This window comes from Qipengyuania sp. R86523 (assembly GCF_044596365.1).
GTDB lineage: Bacteria > Pseudomonadota > Alphaproteobacteria > Sphingomonadales > Sphingomonadaceae > Qipengyuania > Qipengyuania citrea.
In genome coordinates, this window is sequence record NZ_CP138997.1 from 2,215,098 (window position 1) to 2,229,810 (window position 14,713).

15 protein-coding genes are annotated in these 14,713 nt (G+C 64.3%); 10 read left to right on the forward strand and 5 right to left on the reverse strand.

From position 1 onward, the window contains the following. Positions 1-130 precede the first annotated feature (130 nt). From SJY12_RS10910 to SJY12_RS10930, 5 genes are all read left to right on the forward strand, one after another. Positions 131-940: a division plane positioning ATPase MipZ gene (locus tag SJY12_RS10910; protein ID WP_063506802.1), complete on the forward strand. Its 810-nt coding sequence runs from the start codon at positions 131-133 to the stop codon at positions 938-940. Then, positions 937-1,239, forward strand: coding sequence for a J domain-containing protein (locus tag SJY12_RS10915; protein ID WP_050601396.1), 303 nt, complete (start codon positions 937-939; stop codon positions 1,237-1,239). Before SJY12_RS10910 ends, SJY12_RS10915 begins: the two co-directional genes overlap by 4 nt. Further along, on the forward strand, positions 1,236-2,639 hold the full coding sequence (gene pgmG, locus SJY12_RS10920) for a phosphoglucomutase/phosphomannomutase PgmG (RefSeq protein ID WP_397505355.1): 1,404 nt from the start codon (positions 1,236-1,238) through the stop codon (positions 2,637-2,639). Before SJY12_RS10915 ends, pgmG begins: the two co-directional genes overlap by 4 nt. A 24-nt stretch (positions 2,640-2,663) precedes the next feature. After that, on the forward strand, positions 2,664-3,500 hold the full coding sequence (locus tag SJY12_RS10925) for a DUF2059 domain-containing protein (protein ID WP_397505356.1): 837 nt from the start codon (positions 2,664-2,666) through the stop codon (positions 3,498-3,500). Between the two features lie 72 nt (positions 3,501-3,572). Beyond that, positions 3,573-6,038: a ligase-associated DNA damage response DEXH box helicase gene (locus SJY12_RS10930; RefSeq protein WP_397505357.1), complete on the forward strand. Its 2,466-nt coding sequence runs from the start codon at positions 3,573-3,575 to the stop codon at positions 6,036-6,038. A gap of 62 nt (positions 6,039-6,100) precedes the next feature. Here the strand turns inward: SJY12_RS10930 and SJY12_RS10935 are convergent, their stop codons facing one another. The 4 genes from SJY12_RS10935 to SJY12_RS10950 all read right to left on the reverse strand — a co-directional run bounded on the left by SJY12_RS10935 (position 6,101) and on the right by SJY12_RS10950 (position 8,703). Next, positions 6,101-6,535, reverse strand: a complete 435-nt coding sequence (locus tag SJY12_RS10935) for a biopolymer transporter ExbD (RefSeq protein WP_050601392.1) — start codon at positions 6,533-6,535, stop codon at positions 6,101-6,103. Positions 6,536-6,574: 39 nt separating this feature from the next. Further along, positions 6,575-7,105 (reverse strand): biopolymer transporter ExbD, encoded by a 531-nt coding sequence (locus SJY12_RS10940; protein ID WP_197458156.1) that lies wholly within the window; start codon positions 7,103-7,105, stop codon positions 6,575-6,577. Between the two features lie 80 nt (positions 7,106-7,185). Further along, positions 7,186-7,983 carry a MotA/TolQ/ExbB proton channel family protein gene (locus tag SJY12_RS10945; RefSeq protein ID WP_050601390.1) on the reverse strand — a complete coding sequence of 266 codons (798 nt, stop codon included), beginning with the start codon at positions 7,981-7,983 and terminating at the stop codon, positions 7,186-7,188. A gap of 63 nt (positions 7,984-8,046) precedes the next feature. Beyond that, the gene (locus tag SJY12_RS10950; protein ID WP_050601389.1) at positions 8,047-8,703 is read right to left on the reverse strand and encodes an energy transducer TonB; all 657 of its coding nucleotides are present in this window, start codon (positions 8,701-8,703) and stop codon (positions 8,047-8,049) included. Between the two features lie 354 nt (positions 8,704-9,057). On the opposite strand from SJY12_RS10950, the gene SJY12_RS10955 reads away from it, so the two are divergent. Beyond that, on the forward strand, positions 9,058-9,900 hold the full coding sequence (locus SJY12_RS10955; protein ID WP_397505358.1) for a hypothetical protein: 843 nt from the start codon (positions 9,058-9,060) through the stop codon (positions 9,898-9,900). 69 nt (positions 9,901-9,969) lie between these two features. Beyond that, positions 9,970-11,277 carry a homoserine dehydrogenase gene (locus SJY12_RS10960; RefSeq protein ID WP_230832291.1) on the forward strand — a complete coding sequence of 436 codons (1,308 nt, stop codon included), beginning with the start codon at positions 9,970-9,972 and terminating at the stop codon, positions 11,275-11,277. On the opposite strand, the gene SJY12_RS10965 is transcribed toward SJY12_RS10960, so the two are convergent. Next, positions 11,231-11,815, reverse strand: a complete 585-nt coding sequence (locus tag SJY12_RS10965; protein WP_397505359.1) for a hypothetical protein — start codon at positions 11,813-11,815, stop codon at positions 11,231-11,233. The genes SJY12_RS10960 and SJY12_RS10965 overlap by 47 nt on opposite strands. A gap of 87 nt (positions 11,816-11,902) precedes the next feature. Here SJY12_RS10965 and glpX point away from each other — a divergent pair, with 87 nt between their 5' ends. The 3 genes from glpX to hisN all read left to right on the forward strand — a co-directional run bounded on the left by glpX (position 11,903) and on the right by hisN (position 14,710). Continuing rightward, positions 11,903-12,877: a class II fructose-bisphosphatase gene (glpX, locus tag SJY12_RS10970; RefSeq protein WP_050601385.1), complete on the forward strand. Its 975-nt coding sequence runs from the start codon at positions 11,903-11,905 to the stop codon at positions 12,875-12,877. Positions 12,878-12,974: 97 nt separating this feature from the next. Then, the gene (locus SJY12_RS10975) at positions 12,975-13,910 is read left to right on the forward strand and encodes a ribose-phosphate pyrophosphokinase (RefSeq protein ID WP_050601384.1); all 936 of its coding nucleotides are present in this window, start codon (positions 12,975-12,977) and stop codon (positions 13,908-13,910) included. A 2-nt stretch (positions 13,911-13,912) separates the two neighbouring features. Then, positions 13,913-14,710 (forward strand): histidinol-phosphatase, encoded by a 798-nt coding sequence (hisN, locus tag SJY12_RS10980; protein ID WP_397506700.1) that lies wholly within the window; start codon positions 13,913-13,915, stop codon positions 14,708-14,710. The last annotated feature ends 3 nt before the right edge of the window (positions 14,711-14,713 follow it).

Below are 14,713 nucleotides of genomic sequence, written 5' to 3' on the forward strand. Positions count from 1 at the left end.
AAAGCGGACAATGACCGCTAGTAAGCATCCGTCATTGTGGGAATCGGACACGGCAGGCGGGCGCCACATTGCCGCAGCGCGATGGGTTGGATAGGGACAGGCGCAGTATGAAATTCCCGGCCCCTATTCGATGACCGCCCGTCCCCACCGTATCGTTTTTGCGAATGAAAAGGGCGGCACCGGGAAATCGACCACCGCGGTGCATGTCGCAGTCGCGCTCGCTTTCGGCGGTGCGCGGGTGGCCGCGTTCGATCTCGATCACCGCCAGCGGACCATGTGCCGTTATTTCGAGAACCGTGCGGAGACGATGAAGCGCCGCGGGATCGAACTGCCGACCGCGCAGTGCCATGTGGTCGAGGACCTGGACGAAGCAGGCATGGAAGCGTTGATTGCGGCGGAGTCCATCGGCGCCGACTTCGTGATCATCGACACGCCTGGCCGTGATGATCCGCTGGCCCGGCATGCGGCGACCATGTCCGACACGCTGGTCACACCGATGAACGACAGCTTCGTCGACTTCGATCTGATCGGACAGGTCGAAAGCGAGAATTTCAAGGTGCGCAAGCTTTCGTTCTATGCGGAACTCATCTGGGAAGCCCGGCTCAAACGCAGCCGTACGTCGATCGAACAGAACCGCGCGCAGATGGACTGGGTGGTTGTACGCAACCGCACCGGTTACACCGAGGCGCGCAATATGGCGCGGATCGAACAGGCGCTTACCGAAATGTCCAAGCGGGTCGGCTTCCGCGTCGCCAAGGGGCTGTCCGAGCGCGTGGTCTACCGCGAGCTCTTCCCCTCGGGCCTGACGCTCCTCGACAAGGGCCATCTGGGCGATCTGGGGACCAGCCACCTGGTGGCGCGGCAGGAATTGCGCGGGCTTATCGCCACGTTGCGCCTGCCGGGGTCAGAAGCCCGGGAGAAGGCAGCGGCCGCACGATGATCCGCTATATTGCCCTGGCCCTGGTAATTTGCGTGGCATGCCGCTGGCTGCTTGGAAAATGGCCGTGGGAGTATCTCTCGACCCGCAGTTCGAGCGAGCGCGCGCTCGACAATGCGCGCCGCCTGCTCGATGTCCCGCGCAACGCTTCGGCCGAAGAAATACGTTTGGCACATCGGCGCATTGCTACAATCATCCACCCGGACAAAGGCGGTAGCGCCGCGGCGCTGCAAGAGGTGAATGCAGCCCGCGACCTGCTGCTCGCCCGGCTTGAACACACGCGAACGGAGCGTTCAGAATGACTCACAGTTTCCATCCTACCGTTTTGCGCGAATACGACATCCGCGGGATCATCGGCGAAACGCTCGGCGCGGATGACGCGCGCGCGATCGGACGCAGTTTCGGCTCGATGTTGGCAGAGGCTGGCGGCAGGAAAGTGGCGGTGGGCTACGATGGCCGGGTCAGTTCGCCCATGCTTGAACACGCCCTCGTCGAAGGGTTGAACGCGTCAGGGATGGATGTCGTCCGCATCGGCATGGGCCCTACGCCGATGCTGTATTATGCCGAAGCGTCAGCCGAGGACGTGGATGGCGGCATCGAGATAACCGGCAGCCACAACCCCGCCAATTACAACGGCTTCAAGATGGTGTTTCAGGGGCGGCCGTTTTTCGGGGCGGACATCCAGGAACTGGGCCGCAGGAGCAGTGCGGGCGAATGGGTCGACGGCTCGGGATCGGTCGAGGACCGCGATGTCATCGATGCCTATATCGATCGGATGCTGGAAGCGCTTGACGGGATCGATCCCGCCTCGCTTGCCAGCCTCAAGGTCGGTTGGGACGCGGGGAACGGCGCGGCCGGTCCGGCGCTCGAAAAGCTCGCCGCGCGTCTTCCGGGCGAACATCACCTGCTGTTTACCGATGTCGATGGCGAATTCCCCAATCATCACCCCGATCCCACCGTCGAGGAGAACCTCGCGGATTTGCGCAATCTGGTCGCCGAGAGGTCGCTCGATTTCGGGGTGGCTTTCGACGGGGACGGCGACCGTATCGGTGCGATCGACGGCGAAGGCCGGGTCATCTGGGGCGACCAGTTGCTGATGGTGTTCGCCGAAGACCTGCTCGCGCGGAGCAAGGGCGCCACGATCATCGCCGATGTGAAGGCCAGCCGTGCGCTGTTCGACCATGTCGCAGCGCATGGCGGCGAACCCCTGATGTGGAAGACCGGGCATTCGCTGATCAAGTCCAAAATGAAGGAGACGGGCTCGCCGCTTGCCGGCGAAATGAGCGGCCACGTGTTCTTCGCCGATGAATATTACGGCTATGACGACGCGCTCTATGCCGGCGTTCGGCTGATCGCTGCCGCTGCACGGTTGGGGAAATCGGTGACCGAACTGCGCTCGGCCATGCCGCCGATGATCAACACGCCCGAAATGCGCTTCCAGGTCGATGAAAGCCGCAAGTTCGCTGCTATCGGAGAGATCGCCGGACGCGTTGCTGCCAGCGATGCACTGGCCGACACGACCGATGGTGTACGGGTTACCACCGATGACGGCTGGTGGCTGCTGCGCGCTTCGAATACGCAGGACGTGCTCGTTGCGCGAGCGGAGAGCGAGAGCGAGGAGGGGCTTGCCCGGCTCGTTGCGCAGATCGACGAACAACTGGCGGAATCGGGCCTCGAGCGCGGTCCGCAAGCCGGTCACTGAGTTCGGGCCAACAGGGGGCAAGTTATGAAGGGAATGGCAGGCAAATTCATCGCGGCGGCTGCGCTGGTCTGCGCTGCGCCGGTAGTCGCGCAGCAGGAAACGGCCACCCACGAAAGCGCGATGTCGCCGGAGGCCCTCGACGGGTTTGCGGGAATGATGGCCGGTCTGTTCCAGACCGAACCCTTGACCGACGAGCAGACCGCCCGGTTGCCCGCTGCACAAGCGGTGGTCGGCCAGATGATGCCCGATGGCTTCTATGGCGAAATGATGGGCGGCATGATGGACAAGATGCTTCGTCCGATGCTGTCGATGTTCTCGCAGCCCGAATTTGTGCTTGGGGCGCGTCTGGCTGTCGAAGCCGAGGCCATCGAGGCGCTCGGTGAAGACGAACGGGCGGAACTGACCGCAATGCTCGATCCTGCCTATGAGGCGCGCGGCGATGCGATGGTCGAGGTCCTCACCTTACGCATGGGCGGGATGTTCTCGGCCATGGAGGCCCCGATGCGCGAAGGGCTGTCGAAAGCCTATGCTGTCCGTTTCGACGAGGGGCAACTGGCCGACATCGCGGCCTTCTTCGCCACCCCGACGGGGAGCGAATATGCGCGGGAATCCATGGCGCTGTTCGCCGATCCGCAGGTGATGCAGGCGAGCATGCAGGCGCTGCCCGCAATGATGAACGGCTTCGGCGATATCGAAAGCGCGATGCGCGAGGCGATGGCAGCGCTCCCGGCCGAGCGCGGATACGGTGATCTGACGCGGGCACAGCGCCAGCGCATGGCGGAACTGCTCGATGTCGACCCGGCCCAGCTAGGCGACTTGGTCAATCCGCCAAAGCCGCTGGATGAGACGGCAGAGCAATAGGCCGCAGGGGCCGGGGAGCGTCCCAAGGTCGTTACCCGGAACCAGTATGGTGTCTCCGGCGCTTCTAGGCTGATGCAGCCCGACGTTCCGCCCGAGATCGCCGATTGGTTTGCCGGGCGCGATTGGCGCATCCGGCGGCACCAGCTCGATATGCTGGTTGCCAGCGATCGGGGGCGGCACGCCTTGCTGGTGGCTGATACCGGTGCGGGCAAAACCCTTGCAGGCTTCCTGCCAACGCTGGCCGATTTTACCCAGGCGCGTCTCAAAGGGTCGGAGCCTCCACCGGGCCTGCACACCCTGTATATCTCACCGCTCAAGGCTCTTGCGCATGATGTCCAGCGCAATCTCCTGGCTCCGATCGAAGAGATGGGCCTGCCGCTGAGGGTCGAAACGCGCAGCGGCGACACGCCTTCCGATCGTAAGAAGCGGCAACGCAGCCGCCCTCCGCACGTCCTCCTGACCACGCCGGAGAGCCTGTCGCTGCTGCTCTCCTATCCTGACAGTTTCGAGCTGTTTCGCGGGCTGAAGCGCGTGGTGATCGATGAAGTGCACGCCTTTGCCACGGACAAGCGAGGCGATCTCCTCGCGCTTGGGCTGACGCGGCTGCAGGCGCTCGCACCTGACCTGCAACGGGTCGCGCTATCGGCGACGCTCGCCAACCCGGAAGGGTTCCGCGAATGGCTGGCACCGTGGGGTGATATCGATTCGGTGGAATTGGTAGCAGGCGAAACGGGGTCACCCGCGGAAGTCGAGATCCTCCTGCCCAATGAGGAACGGGTTCCGTGGGGCGGACACGCGGCGACCTGGGCAGTGCCGCAGCTCTACGAACAGATCCGCGCCAACCGCACGACGTTGATCTTCACCAACACGCGGTTCCTCGCCGAATATATCTTTCAGAACCTGTGGGATGTGAACGACGACAACCTGCCTATCGGCGTTCATCACGGCTCGCTGAGCAAGGAGGCGCGCCGCAAGGTGGAAGGCGCGATGGCGAGGGGCGAGTTACGCGCGTTGGTGGCGACCGCCAGTCTCGACCTGGGCGTCGACTGGGGGGATATCGACCTAGTGGTCCAGATGGGGGCCCCCAAGGGCTCCTCGCGGCTGCTGCAGCGCATTGGGCGTGCCAATCACCGTCTCGATCAACCGAGCCGGGCCTTGCTGGTACCAGGCAACCGGTTCGAGTTCCTCGAAGCCACCGCTGCGAAGGAGGCGGTCGACGAAGGCAAGCGGGACGGCGAAACCTTCCGTCCGGGCGGGCTCGATGTGCTCGCCCAGCACGTAATGGCCTGCACCTGTGCCGCGCCGTTCGACGAAGCGGGCCTGCTGGCCGAAATCCGGGCCAGCCTGTCCTATGCCTGGGTCGACGAAGCGGTGTGGCAGCGGGTGCTCTCATTCGTTGAAACGGGTGGCTATGCCCTCAAGGCCTATGACAAGTTCAAGCGGATCCAGCGCGACGGGGACGGCATCTGGCGGCTGGCCCATCCGCAGCAGGCACAGCGACACCGCATGAACGCGGGCATCATCATCGATTCCGAAATGCTCGAAGTGCGCATCAGCTCGGGTCGCGGGCGCGGGGGACGTAGCCTTGGCAAGGTCGAGGAACGGTTTGCCGCCTCGCTCAGTCCCGGGGACACCTTCGCCTTTGCGGGGATGAGCCTCGAGGTGGTCAAACTGCAGGATATGGAGGTGCTCGTCCGGGCGGCGAAAGCCAGTGCGATGATACCCAGCTACGGCGGCGCACGCTTGCCGCTGACGACGCATCTCGCGGACCGGGTGCGCGCCATGCTGGTCGACCGGGCGGGGTGGGCCCGCTTCCCTGATGATGTACGCGAATGGCTCGAGGTGCAGGATTGGCGCTCGCAGATGCCTGGTCCCGGGCAGTTGCTGGTCGAAAGCTTCCCGCATGCGAAGCGGCATTACAGCGTCTACTATACCTTCGAAGGCTGGAACGCGAACCAAAGCCTGGGGATGCTCATCACGCGGCGAATGGAAGATCGCGGGCTAATGCCCGGCGGCTTCGTCGCCAACGACTATTCGCTGGCTGTATGGGGGCTCAAACCGGTCAGTGAGCCGGGGCCGCTGCTGTCACCCGACATACTGCAGGACGAATTCGTCGAATGGGTGCAGAATTCGCATCTCCTGCGCCGCGCGTTTCGCGAGGTTGCGGTTATCGGGGGCCTGGTCGAACGCCAGCATACGGGCAAGCGAAAGACCGGCAAGCAGGTGACCTTCTCGACCGACCTCATCTACGACGTGCTGCGCAAGTACGAACCCGATCATGTGCTGATCGAAGCCGCCTGGGCCGATGCGCGGACGCGGATGACCGATGTCGGGCGGCTTGGCGATTTGCTCGATCGCTCGGCCGAGCAATTGGTCCACGTCGAACTCGACCGCGTGAGTCCGCTCGCCGTGCCGGTCATGGTGATGATCGGGCGTGAGGCGACGCCGCAAGGGACGGTCGATGACGAATTGTTGCTTGAAGCGGAAAGCCTGGCCGGATCGGCCATGCGCGTCGACGACCCACTTGCGGGGGACTGACGCGCAAAGAAAAAGGGGCGGATCGCTCCGCCCCTTTCCCGGTTTTTCGAGGTCTCGAAATCTCAGCTCTTGCCGAAGGTCCGATACTGTTCGTTGCCGACGAAGCCGAACTTGGTGACTCCGCTAGCTTTGATCAGCTGCAGCACCTTGGCCGCGAGATCGTAGCTGGCCTGGGCTTCCGGTTCGAACTGGAGTTCGGGTTCCGGATTGATGTTCTTCGATTCTTCCAGCAGCGTACGCAGCTGGCCCATATCGATCGCATTACCGTTCCACAGGATCTCGTTCTGCGCTGAAAGCACCAGCTTGTTCTTTTCCGGCTCGACGGTGATGTCTTGCGGAACGTTATTGGGTGCGGGCAGGTCGATATCGACCGAGTGCGTCGCGACCGGGATGGTGATGATGAACATGATGAGGAGAACGAGCAGGACGTCGATCAACGGCGTCATGTTCATTTCCATCATCGGCGCGCCATCATCCTTGCCGCCTGACATTGCCATAGTGGGTTACTCCCTAATCTGCTTTGTCGAACCGCGCGATCACGCGTTGGGATCAACCGGGTTCGAAATGAAGCCGACGGTGGGATAACCCGCCGCCTGGACGTTGTAGATCGCGCCGGCCACGCAGGACCACGGAGCGTTCACGTCACCGCGAATGTGTACCTGCGGGATCTTCTCCGGATCGTCCATGATGGCGTCGGGACCACCGGCACGCTGTACGATGGCATCGAGGCGTTCGAATGCCTGGTCATAGAGCTCTTCCGAGGTGACCGGGGTAACATTGCCGAAATAGACGCGGCATTGGCCGTTCCGCGAAGCGCCGGCGAAGCCGGGTTCGCCCGCGCTGACACCGTTCTCGTCGGTCGTGCTGACGGTCAGGAGAAGGTTTTCCACCTTGTCCTTCGATTCAGTCGATTCGAAAACCGGGATTTCCAGCTTTTCGATGGTCTGGATCGCGACCGGAACCGCGATGAGGAAGATGATCAGAAGCACCAGCATCACGTCCACGAGCGGAGTGGTGTTGATGTCCGACATCGGCGTGTCGGCGCCACCTCCTGTCGAAATCGCCATGGTTCAGTTCCTAACGTTCGAAATTCTTGGGTTCGATGCGGTGGGCGGGGGCGGCAGGAGGCCGCCCCCGGTCCGATCGATTACTTCTTGACCGTGGTGGTCGTCGCAGCGGGCTTGGCAGCCGGAGCGGTGCGGGCGGCCTTGCCGGCAGCCTGCGTCGACGTCGCGGTCATGTAGGTCGGCTTGACGCTGCCGGCCGAGTTGATGTTCGCAAGCAGATCGGTCGAGAACGCGTGGAGCAGTTCGGCGATGCGCTTGTTGCGGCTCTGGAGCCAGTTGTAGGCGAACACGGCGGGAACCGCGACGAGCAGGCCGATGGCGGTCATGATCAGCGCTTCACCGACGGGGCCGGCGACCTTGTCGATCGATGCCGAACCGGCGATGCCGATGTTGATCAGGGCGCGGTAGATACCGATAACCGTACCGAGCAGGCCGACGAAGGGAGCGGTTGCACCGACCGTCGCGAGGAACGACAGGCCGCCCGCGAGCTTCGAGTTGATCGTGTCTTCCGAGCGCTGGAGCGAACCGTGCATCCAGTCGTGGGCTTCGAGCTTGTCGGTCATCTTGGCGTGCTGGTCTTCGGCCAGGATGGCGTCGTCGACGAGCTGGCGCCATGCGCTGTTCTTGTCGAGCTTGGTCGCGCCGTCGCGCAGCGAACCGGTCTTCCAGAACTGCGTGCGGACGGCCTTGTACTGCGCCAGCACCTTGCGCTGTTCGAACAGCTTGGTGAACAGGATGTAGAACGAACCGACCGACATGATCACCATCACGCCGAGAATGAACCAGGCAACGAAACCGCCCTGTTCCATGGCTTCAAGAAAACCGAAGGAGTTCTCCGGTGCCGCATCAGCGGCAGCTGCAAGAAGTTCGAAGGTCATAACGAATGGTCCTTTTGAGAGTGTCTTTTGCGCCGGGTACCCTGACCCTGGGCAGAAACGAGGTTAGTTAAGCCGATAAACGATCGTCGTGGACACGGTGTCCTGGATCGGGTTGCCCGCAGCATTCAGCGCCGGTTCGTAACGCGCATAGCGGGTCATGCCGTCGCAAGCAGCCTGGTCGAGATCGCTCGACCCGCTGGAATTGCTCACGCGGCAGGATGCTACGCGCCCGTCGGTTCCGACCGTGATGGTCACGCCAACGTTACCCTCGATGCCTTCACGTTCGGCACGGCGGGGATAGTTGCTCTGGATGCGACGTGCCCAGCCGGCCTGACCCTTGGGCGACGCGCCACGTGCCTGCGAAGGCGGCGGCGGCGGTGCCGGGGGCGCAGGCGGCGGAATGACGAGCTGCGGCGGAGCCGGCGGCGGGATCGTCGTCTGCGTACGGATCGGAGGCGGTGCCGGCGCGATGTTGATCGGCGGCGGCGGTGCAACCGGCGGCGGAGGCGTGTCGGGCACGTTCTCCGGCGGCGGCGGCGGCTCTTCCTCGGGCGGCGGGGGCTCCTCGATATCGATCGTCGTTACGCGCTCGACCACCTGCTGGACCGCATTATATGCGAGACCGGTGATGAGAGCGTAACCGAGAGCGACATGGATGAGGGCAACAATGATGATCGCGACGATGCGATTGCCGCTCATCTGTTGGTCAGCATAAGCCATTCGGTTGCTTCACTCCATCGGTCACCCCGGAAATCCCGGGGCAATTGAAAACCCCTTTGCGACCCGCCGGATTGGCGCGACTTGGGGAATCGTTAACGCGTTCGCGCCGCTCGAGACCCTGAAGACTCTCGCGACGAAGGCAGACCGAAATTCTCACTAAGAACCCGGACGCCTCTCCCCAAGCAATAAAGTGTCATCCACTCGGGTCCGGTCCGACCCTTTAGCTACGATGCGAAGCGTCCGCAAACCCTTTATCGGTTAACCGCCAATTCAGTAGCTTGGCTGGAGGAACCGACCTTAACGCCGGTGGGTTCAGTGATTCGAAACCGTACCGCAAAATCGAAAGCTGCTCTTATGTCGATCTTACGCACCACCGGCCCGTTCCTGCTTCTCGGTGCAGCGCTCGCGGCAGCGCCCGTGACGGCCATGGCGCAGGACGGTGCGCGCACGGCGGAACTGACCTATGCCGACATGGTCGATCTGGCTGACGAGGCGCCGCTGGTGGTGCGCGCGCAGATCCGCCGGCAGGCAACCGTCGAACCGGAACGTTCGCCAGGTCTGCAGCCCGGCTTCGTCCGGCTGTATATCGAGGCCCGCACCTCGGCGCTGATTGCGGGCAATGCGCCGCTGGGCGAAGCGCTGCGCTATCTGGTCGATGTGCCGCTCGATGCGAAGCGCAAGCCGCCCAAGCTGAAGAAACAGGAAGTCATCCTGTTCGCAAGGCCCGTCGCCGGCAGCCCGGCGCAGCTCCAGCTGGTCGATCCGCGCGCGCAGTTCGCCTATAGCGAGGCGTTCGAGGCGCGCCTGCGTCCGGTGTTGGCCGAATTGCTGGCGCAGGATGCACCGCCGCGAGTCACCGGGATTCGCGATGCGCTCGCGGTCGAGGGTACGCTGGTCGGCGAATCGGAAACGCAGCTGTTCCTCGATACCGAAAACGACGGCCCGGTATCGGTAACGGTCGTGCGCCGGCCGGGGCAGGCGCCGCGCTGGGGGGTTTCGTGGACCGAGATCGTCGACCAGGCGGCGCGTGCGCCGCAGCCGGGGACGCTCGAATGGTATCGTCTGGCCTGTTCGCTGCCCGAGACGCTGCCCGAAACCGCAATTCTCTCGCGTGACGCCAACGCCCGCGCACTGGCGGCAGACGATTATGCGCTGGTGCGCGAGGATCTCGGGACCTGCACGCGAACGCGCGAGTAAAGGCGGGACTTCACCGCGGCCAAGACAAATTGTTTCCAACCCGCCGTATCGCTGCGCTAGGCGGCGGATATGGCAGAACCTCTTCGCATCGCCCTCGCCGGTCTCGGCACCGTCGGTACCGGCGTCATCGAACTACTCGCAGCCAACCGTTCGACCATCGAACGCCGTGCGGGACGCCCGCTCGAAATCGTAGCGGTGAACGCCCGCGACCGGGCGCGTGACCGCGGCGTCGACCTTTCGCCCTATGCCTGGGTCGACGATATGCAGGCGATGGCGCAGCGCGGTGATGTGGATGTCGTGCTCGAACTGGTCGGCGGATCCGATGGTCCTGCGCTCACGCTGGCGCGGGCAGCGCTCGATGCCGGCAAGGCTTTCGTCACCGCCAACAAGGCGATGATCGCGCACCACGGCCTAGCACTCGCCGAACAGGCGGCGCTGCGCGGCGTCCCGCTCAAGTTCGAAGCTGCGGTCGCGGGCGGCATCCCGGTAGTAAAGGGTCTGCGCGAAGGTGCGGCAGCAAACCGCATCGAACGAATCTACGGGATACTCAACGGGACCTGCAATTACATCCTTTCCGAAATGGAGCATACCGGCGCGGATTTCGGCGAGATGCTCAAGGCGGCGCAGGAGAAGGGCTATGCCGAAGCCGACCCCACTTTCGACATCGAAGGCGTCGATGCTGCGCACAAGCTCGCGATACTGGCCGCGATCGGATTCGGCGCGCGGGTCGACTTCGCCAATGTCGAAGCGACCGGTATCGGCGAAGTGCGCGCGGCCGATATCACGCAGGCGGGTGCCCTGGGCTATGTCATCCGGCTGGTCGGTATTGCTTCGCTCGACGAAAGCGCCGACGAGACGCGATTGCTCCAGCGCGTGCGGCCCTGCCTTGTCGCGCGCGGCCACCCGCTGGCCGCGGTGACCGGGCCGACCAATGCAGTTGTCGCCGAAGGCAATTTTTCAGGCCAGCTGCTGTTCCAGGGAGCCGGTGCCGGTGCAGGGCCGACCGCCAGCGCGGTGGTCGCCGATCTCATCGACATCGCCCGCGGCGACAGCGGCGCGCCGTTCTCGGTCCCGGTCGAACAACTCGAGCAGTTCGCTCCGGCGGATCCCGGCAACCGCATGGGCCGCGACTACATCCGCTTCACTGTGAACGACCGCCCCGGCGTACTGGCGGAAATAACTGCCGCGATGCGCGATGCCGAAGTCTCGATCGAGAGCCTGATCCAGCGCGGGCGCGATCATGCAGGCGGGGAAGTGCTGGTGGCCATGGTGACGCACGAAGGACCCGAACGCTGCGTGACCAAGGCGCTCGATTTGCTTAATGGCTCGCCTAGCCTGACGGCTGCGCCGCTGGTGATGCCGATCCTGGGCGACTGATTTTGTCCTCTTCGCCGGCCCTGTCGGGCGGGGGAGGGAGACCGAGGTCGGCTTCGCGCGGGGACACTTCCGGCGCCGCGTTTTCGCCGCGCGGCGCAAGACCGCGGGAGACGCGGTCCGCATCCGAACCGGCCGGCGCTTCGGGCAGTGCCTCGATATCGATGATGAGTGCGGGCGGCGGCGGTTGGCCGAAGCCGATGCAGGCGCCCTTTTCGGGGTTCTTCTTGCACGATTCGCCAAAGTCGGGCGCTCGGGGATCGCCCCTGTTCATGGTCTCCGCCGCGTAACGCTCTAGCGCACGCTCTTCGTCATAGCCGAATTCGCGCTGGTCGCGCCGTGTACGGCAAACGATGATTTCACCCGAGATCGAGGCGGCTTCCTGCTCGTCGCTGCAGTTTTCGAGCGGCGCGTCGTAGTCCTGCTGCGGGATCAATATGTCGATCCGTTCGGGCGGGGCTGCGGCATCCTGTGCCGATCCGGGAAACGGCAGGCCCGCCGCCGCCATTGCCACGCAGGCCGCCCACCAGCGTCTCGACAATGTCAGGCTCCCTGTCTATCCGCCGCACGACCGCAAACCGTGTGGCCAACGTCATGCGCCACACACACGTGAGGGACTGAACCGACTATGAACTCGCCCGCCGAAAATCCGCTCGACCGCGTCCTGGTCCTCGAAATGGTTCGTGTGACCGAAGCTGCGGCAGTGGCCGCCTCCAAGCTGATCGGGCGCGGCGACGAGAAGGCTGCCGATGCGGCTGCCGTCGAAGCCATGCGAAAGGCGTTCGATACGCTTGCTATCGATGGCACCGTGGTGATCGGCGAAGGCGAGCGGGACGAGGCGCCCATGCTGTTCATCGGCGAAAAGGTCGGCGGCGCGCCGGGTGAAGGCCCCAAGATCGATATCGCGCTGGACCCGCTCGAGGGCACGACCATCACCGCGAAAGCGGGGCCCAATGCCCTGGCAGTGCTCGCGGCGGCGGCAGAGGGCTGCCTGCTCAACGCTCCCGATGTCTATATGGACAAGCTGGCGGTGGGCCCGGGCTATCCCGATGGCATCATCGACCTGGCCAAGAGCCCGACCGAAAACGTGCAGGCGGTGGCGAAGGCCAAAGGCGTGGCGCCTTCCGACATCATCGTCTGCGTCCTCGACCGCCCGCGTCATGCCGAACTGATCGCCGAACTGCGCGGCCTGGGCTGCGGGGTTGTGCTGATCGGCGATGGCGACGTCGCCGGCGTGATCGCGGTGACCGACGAGGACACGACGATCGATATGTACATGGGTCAGGGCGGTGCGCCCGAGGGCGTCCTGGCGGCGGCGGCGCTGCGCTGCGTCGGGGGCCAGTTCAACGGCCGGCTGGTGTTCCGCAACGATGACGAACGCGGCCGCGCGGCGAAATGGGGCATCGACGATCTCGACCGCATCTATACCCGTGACGATCTGGTGAAGGGCGATTGCATCTTCGCCGCGACCGGAGTCACGCCGGGTTCGCTGCTCGACGGGGTGAAGTATCTGCGCGGCGGACGCATGACGACCGAAAGCGTGGTCATGCGCTCGAGCAGCGGCACGGTGCGCTGGATCAAGGGCGAACACCGCGAGGGCTAGGCGTGGTCATGGCGGGGAAACGCGCCCGTCGGTTGTTGCATATCCGTGACGCTCGGCTAGGCGGGGCGCACATCCAGTTTGCCCGGGGATTCTCCGCATGAAAATCATGGCCGCCAACTCGAACCTGCCGCTTGCACGGGCCATTGCAGGTTATCTCGAAATGCCGCTGGTGGATGCGCAGGTGCGCCGCTTTGCCGACGAGGAGATCTTCGTCGAGATCCACGAGAACGTGCGCGGCGAAGACGTGTTCGTCGTCCAGTCGACCAGCTATCCGGCCAACGACAATCTGATGGAACTGCTGATCTGCATCGACGCGCTCAAGCGCGCTTCGGCGCGGCGCATCACAGCAGTCGTGCCCTATTTCGGCTATGCCCGCCAGGACCGCAAACCCGGCCCGCGGACTCCGATTTCGGCCAAGCTGGTAGCCAATCTGATTACCGAGGCAGGGGCCGAGCGCGTGCTCGCGGTCGATCTCCACGCGGGACAGATCCAGGGCTTCTTCGACATCCCGACCGACAATCTGTTCGCCGCCCCGGTGATGGCGGCAGATATCCAGGCGCGCTACGGCGACGAGGACCTGATGGTCGTCAGCCCCGATGTCGGCGGCGTTGTGCGTGCGCGTGCACTGGCCAAGCGGCTCGACAACGCACCGCTGGCGATCGTCGACAAGCGGCGCGATCGCCCCGGCGAAAGCGAAGTGATGAATATCATCGGCGACGTGTCGGGCCGGCACTGCATCCTGATCGACGACATCGTCGATTCGGGCGGGACCCTGTGCAACGCGGCGCAGGCGCTGCTCGATCAGGGTGCGGCTTCGGTCGCGGCCTATATCACGCATGGCGTCCTTTCGGGCGGGGCCGTGGCACGGGTCGACAAATCCGCGCTCAAGGAACTGGTCATCACCGATTCGATCCGGCCGACCGATGCCGCCAAGGATTCCGAACGGATCCGCATTCTGACGATCGCACCGCTGGTCGGCGAAGCGGTCCGCCGCATTGCCGACGAAAGCTCGGTCAGCTCGCTGTTCGATTGAGCATGGCGACGGCTGCCGATCTCGCGCTTGCCAATCGCCTGGCTGAAGCGGCGGGTGAAGCGATTCGTCCCCTATTCCGCGGCGAATGGTCGCAGGAACGGAAGGCGGATCGCAGCTTCGTGACCGAGGCCGACCGCGCCGCCGAGGCGGCGATGCGCGCGATTCTCGAGAGCGAGCGTACGGATGACGGCATCATCGGCGAGGAATACGGCACGCGCAACGAGGGCGCGGGGCGGCAATGGGTGCTCGACCCGATCGACGGCACCACCAGCTTCATCGCCGGTCGCCCCATTTTCGGTACGCTGATCGCGCTGATGCAGGATGGTTGGCCGGTGCTCGGCGTGATCGACCAGCCCATCGCGCGTGAACGGTGGGTCGGACGGATCGGCGAGGGCACCACCTTCAACGGCAGTCCGGTGCGCGCGGTTGCGTGCAAGGAGCTGTCCGACGCGGTTCTCGGCACGACCACGCCGCACCAGTTCTCCGGCGACGACGTCGACGCCTTCATGGGTGTCGCCAAGGCGGTGGCCGAGCGCAAGATCATCTATGGCGGTGATTGCTACAATTACGGGCTCGTCGCCTCCGGCCATGTCGACATCGTCGTCGAAGCCGGTCTCAAGCTTTATGATTTTGCAGCACTGGTGCCCGTGGTCGAAGGCGCGGGCGGGGTCATGAGCGACTGGCAAGGCAATCCGCTCGATGCCGAAAGCGATGGCCGGGTCATCGCGCTGGGCGATGCCGCACGGCTGGAAGACGTGCTCGAGGCAATGGGCGGGCCAGCCCACGACCATGGGCACTGATCG